The organism is Chamaesiphon sp. OTE_8_metabat_110, assembly GCF_031382685.1.
Taxonomy (GTDB): Bacteria; Cyanobacteriota; Cyanobacteriia; order Cyanobacteriales; family Chamaesiphonaceae; genus Chamaesiphon.
Window position 1 is genome coordinate 1 of record NZ_JANMZA010000233.1, and the last position, 5685, is coordinate 5685.

At 46.7% G+C, this 5685-nt stretch carries 6 protein-coding genes and 1 pseudogene; 5 read left to right on the forward strand and 2 right to left on the reverse strand.

Annotated features, from left to right (window positions below):
• Nucleotides 1-309 precede the first annotated feature (309 nt).
• Complete coding sequence (locus RMO52_RS08620) at nucleotides 310-447, reverse strand: hypothetical protein (RefSeq protein WP_310412936.1); 138 nt, start codon at nucleotides 445-447, stop codon at nucleotides 310-312.
• A gap of 436 nt (nucleotides 448-883) precedes the next feature.
• Here RMO52_RS08620 and RMO52_RS08625 point away from each other — a divergent pair, with 436 nt between their 5' ends.
• From RMO52_RS08625 to RMO52_RS08645, 5 genes are all read left to right on the forward strand, one after another.
• Entirely contained in the window at nucleotides 884-1615 is a 732-nt protein-coding gene (locus RMO52_RS08625) for a response regulator transcription factor (RefSeq protein WP_309744650.1), read from the forward strand.
• 189 nt (nucleotides 1616-1804) lie between these two features.
• A complete protein-coding gene (gene pyrF, locus RMO52_RS08630; protein WP_310412939.1) occupies nucleotides 1805-2542 on the forward strand; it encodes an orotidine-5'-phosphate decarboxylase in 738 nt (245 codons plus the stop codon).
• A gap of 45 nt (nucleotides 2543-2587) precedes the next feature.
• Nucleotides 2588-3487: an AraC family transcriptional regulator gene (locus RMO52_RS08635; RefSeq protein WP_309744646.1), complete on the forward strand. Its 900-nt coding sequence runs from the start codon at nucleotides 2588-2590 to the stop codon at nucleotides 3485-3487.
• Nucleotides 3488-3656: 169 nt separating this feature from the next.
• Complete coding sequence (locus RMO52_RS08640) at nucleotides 3657-4076, forward strand: nuclear transport factor 2 family protein (protein ID WP_309744644.1); 420 nt, start codon at nucleotides 3657-3659, stop codon at nucleotides 4074-4076.
• A 117-nt stretch (nucleotides 4077-4193) separates the two neighbouring features.
• Nucleotides 4194-5474, forward strand: coding sequence for a pitrilysin family protein (locus RMO52_RS08645; RefSeq protein WP_310412944.1), 1281 nt, complete (start codon nucleotides 4194-4196; stop codon nucleotides 5472-5474).
• Nucleotides 5475-5561: 87 nt separating this feature from the next.
• On the opposite strand, the pseudogene RMO52_RS08650 reads toward RMO52_RS08645, so the two are convergent.
• Nucleotides 5562-5685 (reverse strand): annotated as a pseudogene (locus RMO52_RS08650) (IS982 family transposase); the annotation flags it as partial.

The window sequence follows — 5685 nt, forward strand, 5'->3', positions numbered from 1 at the left end:
CCCAAGCTTGGGAGCGGCGTTTTTATGTCTAGGGTTCCCCCCTAATAAAAAAACGACAAGACAGAGGGGAGCCAGAGCCGGAGGCGAGGGCGGGGTAAGGGCAAGGGATTTCGATTGGTATCATACCCAGATTCAGCAACGCCAAAACTAGATTTACCAAGTGTAGAATTGAGGCGATCTCGCCAATTCTGCTGGCAGAAACGCTCTGTGTCCCCTTCAGCTCGATCGATCGAACACGTACTATTTAGTTGACGCAATTTTTGCGCCAACTAAGATTTTGCAGCGGCTAACGATCGTTTTGAGCCATTGTCAAACTAATGCCTGTAATGTACCCGCACGCGATCGCGATCGCACCAGATCCGATCGTGATTGGGGTATTCTGATGTAGAGAATGCTCGGTTTAACCTCGATCGCCTCGACACCAGACCCGCAGTTACAAAATGACATCAATATTTTCTACATTGGTGAGATCTCCCAGATCGCGGGAATAATAGGATAGTTAGGAACATCTTCGAGCTATCTTTGCTAGAAATTAGCGATCGGTTGCTGGGGATTAAAGCTTTTGGATATCTTTAGTAACTTTCCTGGTTGTATAGTTGTATGTATGAATAGCTAGAGTAACTAGACAATTGCAACGTACGACTCTTCTGTGGTAACGGATTTTGTCCATGCCAGATTCAATTAGCGGCGATCGCGATGTTAGACTACAATCGACAAGCGATAAGTTAGCAAGTTAGCAATTTTTCACTAACTTGAAGGCAATTGACCGCGTATATTTAAATTCTTGCTCATTAGAATACACAAACTACACATCTAAATTTATTAATTTCCCTATTCTTAACCCATTTACCTGCCAAGTCATTTTGACTCAAAGGATTTAACCGTGAAAAAAATCTTACTAGTAGACGACGATAAAACCCTCCAAACCGTACTCACGCGCTATCTTGAAAAGCGGGGTTATTCAGTACGGGTAGTCACCTCTGGAGTCCAGGGGTTGAAACTGTTCGCTCAAGATCCGCCAGATTTGGTCGTGTCGGACATCATGATGCCCGGGATGGATGGTTTGGAATTTTGTCGCCGCCTGCGGGCAACCAGACCCGGACAGTTGGTACCATTTATCTTTTTGACAGCTAAAAAAGACTTGGAAGACCGGATTCAAGGTCACTATATCGGCGCGGATGACTACATCACCAAGCCATTCGAGCCATTAGAGTTGCTAGCCAAAATTGAAGCTCAACTCGAACGTTCGCGCCGCATTCACTCAGAGATGGTGCGGTTGATGCAAAAAGTACCTGAAGATAGCGACTTGGGGAATGAGTATGGCGACGATCGATCCGAAGCTGTAGCTCAGGCTAAAGATCCCGAGCCAGAAGAAGATCTGCCATTGACACCAGCCGAAGCGCGGGTGTTCTGGGAAGTAATCCAAGGTTTGACCAATAAGCAAATCAGTCAAAGGTTGTTTATTAGTCCGCGTACCGTCCAAACTCACCTGAGTAATATTCTCACGAAGTTAAATCTCGAAAATAGATCGCAGTTAGTCAGATTTGCCTTCGAGCATGGCTATCGTCCGCCCCAAACTCAAGACGAACAAAGAGCCGCTGAAGCCAGAGGCTAGTACTGAAAAGATGGGAGATGGGAGATGGGAGATGGGGGATGGGAGATCTCAATAGTGACTTAATTTGTGCCGCCCAGTACTAGTTAGAAATTGGCAGGGGGAATCGATCGATTATCCCTGCCGATTTTTTTCAGTTCGCTTTTACCGCTAAACTTGAGTAATCCCATTACGATATTGTCAGCAAGCATCATGTCAGACGATCGAGCCTATCTCTCACAAAAAGCGATCGACCCCAAAGAGCGACTAATTTTTGCACTTGATGTCGATAATAGCGATCGAGCGCGGGAAATTGTTACACAGCTCGATGATGCGGTCGTATTCTATAAGCTAGGGCTGGAGATGTTTCTGGGTGGTAAATACTTTGAAACGATCGAATGGTTATTATCCCGCGATAAGAAGATTTTTGTCGATTTGAAGTTTTTTGATGTGCCCCAAACTGTCGGCGCGGCGGTCAAACAACTCACCAATCGCGGCATTAGCTTTGTGACGGTGCATGGTAACGATGAGATTTTAAAAGCTGCCGTGCGGGAAAAACAGGATCTCAAGATCCTGGCGGTGACAGTTTTGACGAGTCTCGATCGCGGCGACCTCAATGACTTGGGATTCGAGTGCGATCCTGACGCGCTAGTGCTGTCTAGAGCCAAACGTGCCCTGTCGATCGGCTGCGATGGGGTGATTTCATCCGGACGGGAAGCCAAGGCGCTCAGAGCCAGTTTAGACGCTAACTTTCTGGTAGTTACACCCGGCATCCGACCTGTAGAAAATACCGAAGAACAGAGCGACGATCAAAAAAGAACGGTCGATGTCAAGACTGCATTTATGAACGGTGCCGATTATATCGTAGTCGGCAGACCGATTAAGTCTGCGCCCGATCCTTACGCTGCGGCATCAGCCATCCAGCAAACGATCGCCGAGATTTTCACGTAACTTTATTGCGGGAAGATCGAATAAATAAGTTCAAAGCCGAGATAGATGTTGACAACAAAGACTGTGAAAGGGAACCTTCCTAAAGCAACTAACAGCCAACGGTTCGATCGGACAACTCCGGTGTTATCCAGTCGGCAAGCGGGCTGGGACGGGATTTTAGTCGAGCGGTATCAACATCTTTCAACTTCATTTGAAGTTGAATTTCCCGCCCCATCAGAGCATTGGCTCGTCTTACCATTAGGGCAACCTGTCCTTGTCACCCAAAAGTCTGACAATCGGTTGTATGAATCCTTTATTAAAAAGGGCGACAGCGTCCTTGTTCCCGCTGGACAACCGAAGTACTGGAGTCGGCGCGAAGGTATCTGCTGTTCGTTGCATATTCACTTAAAACCGGAGCTGATTAGACAAACCGCTGAAGTATCCGAACTGAATCCAGACCGAATCAGCCTCGTGGACTGTTTCGGTAAGCAAGATTTACAGCTTCATCAGATCGCGATGCTGCTGTTAGCTGAGTTGGAGTCTGATGGTGTGATGGGTCGATTGTATGTTGAGTCACTTACCCAAGTATTAGCCATTCATTTACTCAGACATTATGCTAGCATCACGCCAACCATTACACCTGAAAATAGAAGTTTAACTCGTACTCAGTTGCAGCAGGCAATCGACTATATTCACGCTCATCTCGACCGAGACTTGTCATTGGCGGAACTTGCCAGCATCATCAATATCAGCCCCACTTATTTTGCTAGTTTATTCAAACAGTCGATGGGAATTGCGCCACATCAATATGTGATTCAACAGCGCGTAGAACAGGCAAAATTTCTGTTGTCGAAAACAGATTTAGCGATTGCGGATATTGCCTCAAAAGTAGGCTTCTCCAGTCAAAGTCATCTCACCCAGCAGTTTAAGCGCCTTACGGGAATGACACCTAAGCAAGTTCGCTAACATTATAAGAATTTGATAAATTGTCATAAGAATCTGAAAGAAGCCGCTCGCTAGAACTGGTTATACTCCAGATAGTTAAGAAAAAATGAGTCGATCGCCAGGTTACAGCCTATAAATAGTTGGGCTAATTTCTTGTTTTAATGATATTCGGATTGGAGAGTGAATAATTATGAGTTCAGATCGACAGTTTCTGCAAAATTTATACGCAGCCTTCAACAAAGGCGATCTTGAAACAATTATCTCGGTGATGCACCCGGACGTGAAATGGGCGAACGGCGTAGCAGGCGGTTTTGTCTACGGACGCGATGCGGTGCGCGAATACTGGACTAATCAATATCAGGTGATTCAAGTGCAGCTTGAAGCCTTAAAATTCGAGACGGACGAAAACAATCGAAATGTCGTTACCGTGCATCAAATCGTCAGAGATTTGCAAGGCAATTTGCTTGTAGATACCACAGTCGAGCAAATCTTTACCATTGAAAATGGTGCGTTGGCATCGCCCCTCTGCAAGAGGATCGTTCTTTATGAAATTGGCGGAACTGAAACAATCCAAGAGATGATTCAAAAGACGAGAACTCCTAACGAGTAATCGGGAATGCGCTTCATAGCCTAACCGATTTGCCGATAGCGATCGACATCCCATCGCTAATATGGTGTAGCTTGGATCGTAAGTCGTGTATTTACTATCCCTGCATTATCCATACCAATGATTAATCTCCCCGTTCACCGCAGCCAGTTAGCCAATGGGATTACCGTGCTGACGATCGCCAATCCCAGTGCCGATATTGTCTCTGGGCGATTTTTTATCCCAGCGGGGAGTCGATGGGAGGCAGAGGAGCAAGCCGGATTAGCCCAATTGCTGACATCCTTACTGACTAAAGGAACAGATCGATTGTCGGCGTTGGAAATTGCCGATCGGATCGAGTCGGTGGGTGCGGGACTAGGTGCCGAAACGACGGCAGATTATCTGAAATTGAGCCTCAAAACTGTCACAGCCGATTTGGCAGATATCTTCAAATTAGCTGGCGAGATCCTTAGAAGTCCCAGTTTTCCCGAAGCTCAAATCGCCCTCGAACGCAAGCAAATTATCCAGGCGATTCGATCGCAAACCGAGCAACCATTTAATAATGCCTATCGGCAGTTGCGAACGCTGTTATATGGCGATCATCCTTACTCGCGATCGAGTCTGGGAACTGCGGAAACACTCGCCCACATTAGCCGCCAGGACTTAGTTAACTACCATCAGCAGCATATTCGACCCGATCGACTAATTATCAGCCTTGCAGGGCGAATTACCCCCGAGGCAGCCCTCGATTTGGTCACTCAAGTATTCGGCGATTGGGAAATACCCGAGAGCGCACCGCCAACCCTAACGACTCACAGTGTCACGACTCAACCCCAATATCAAATCGACTACCAAGCGACTCAACAGGCGATCGTCATCTTAGGTTATCTCGCACCACCGATCCACGATCCCGACTGCATTGCCCTCAAATTAATCGATAGCTATTTGAGCAATGGGATGTCTAGTCGCCTATTTGTAGAGCTGCGAGAAAAGCGGGGACTTGCCTATGATGTCTCGTCCTTTTATCCAACGCGATTGGATACGTCGCATTTTGCCGTCTATATGGGCACCAATCCAATCAATACAGGTATTGCCGTGAGCGGCTTACGCGCCGAAGTCGATCGCTTGTGCATGGAACCGCTCTCGGCCAGCGAACTCCAGACGACTAAGGATAAACTACTCGGGCAATATGCACTGGGCAAACAAACGAACGGACAGTTAGCCCAAACCTATGGCTGGTACGAGCTGTTGGGTTTAAGTACTAATTTTGACGTAGAATTCCACCAGGCAATCGATCGACTCACGTCGCCGGAATTACTCACCGCCGCCGACAAATATCTCAGCCAACCCTATATTTCGATCGTCAGTCCCGAAGAACACGGCACGATCGCGATCGTCAATGACAAGTTATCGATCGTTTAAATTAATTGAGAATTGAGAATTTGTTTTTTAGGGTGGGGCTTAAATCCTCATCTTCAAAACCAAATTAATAATTAACGTCAGTTCGGGTTAAGCGGCGGAGGGTAAAACCCACTCGAATCCAAGAGAAGGCTTCTTAGGTTGGTGGCAATATGCAATCAACCCGCATAAAACGTTAGTACAAAAATTAATAGGACTACGATGGCGAGAATGT